1 protein-coding gene is annotated in these 890 nt (G+C 58.5%); it reads left to right on the top strand.

Annotated elements, in window-relative coordinates:
* The first annotated feature begins 155 nt into the window (after nt 1-155).
* Complete coding sequence (locus ILT46_RS11995) at nt 156-734, top strand: tyrosine-type recombinase/integrase (protein WP_199504870.1); 579 nt, start codon at nt 156-158, stop codon at nt 732-734.
* Nucleotides 735-890 lie beyond the last annotated feature (156 nt).

Genomic DNA, 890 nt, shown 5'->3' with positions numbered 1-890 from the left:
GCGATTTAATGGGTCCTGAACCTAGATGAGACCGCTCTTGGTGTCCTGTCTGCTTTTCGGGCTTTGCCGTCCAGAAGCTGTCAGACCGCAACCGGCCCAAAGTCGCGCAGCTCCAGCGTTCCACATTCGGCCAATCGCGGCCAAGGAGACGAACGATGGGATACTCAAGATTTGACGCCGCTGTGCAGGCACGTGCGGCTTGGAATTCCGGCAAGAATGTGGGCACTAAGCGCCCCCTCACACAAAAGCAGATTTGGGCGATCCGCTTCCATCTCGACCGCGAAGGGCGGTCGAGGGACAAGGCCCTCTTCGATCTCGCTATCGACAGTAAACTGCGAGGCTGTGACCTGGTCAAGATCAGGATCGGCGACGTCGTAGCTGGGGCTGACATCCGCAACCGAGCGACTGTTATCCAACAAAAGACCAGCCGACCGGTTCAATTCGAAATTACCGCAGACGTGCGCACCACTCTGATTGCCTGGCTGGAGCGGCGTGGTGGGTCCGTGAACGAATATCTCTTCCCGAGCCGCGTCGATCGCCAAGGCCACATGAGCACCCGTCAATACGCGCGCCTGGTCGACGAATGGGTGACCGCCATCGGGTTGCGTAAAGCCGAGTACGGCACGCACTCACTGCGTCGGACAAAGGCGGCCATGATCTACCGCGCTACAGGTAACATCCGGGCAATTCAGATCCTGCTTGGTCATACCAAGATTGAAAATACCGTCCGCTAACTTGGGGTCGACGTAGAGGATGCTCTCCTACTCGCCGAGCGAACGGAGATCTGACTCTGGGAGCGGTCGGTCAGCAGAAGTTGATCGACCGCTTCAGGGTCGAGCCTACGCAGGTTGCCTTGGCCGAAGTAGGGTGGAAAGCGGACATTGCGTCCG

This window comes from Qipengyuania sp. YIM B01966 (assembly GCF_016461955.1).
Lineage (GTDB): Bacteria > Pseudomonadota > Alphaproteobacteria > Sphingomonadales > Sphingomonadaceae > QFOP01.
Note: the sequence above shows the minus strand (reverse complement) of the source record. Positions and strands in the feature narration are given on the sequence as shown.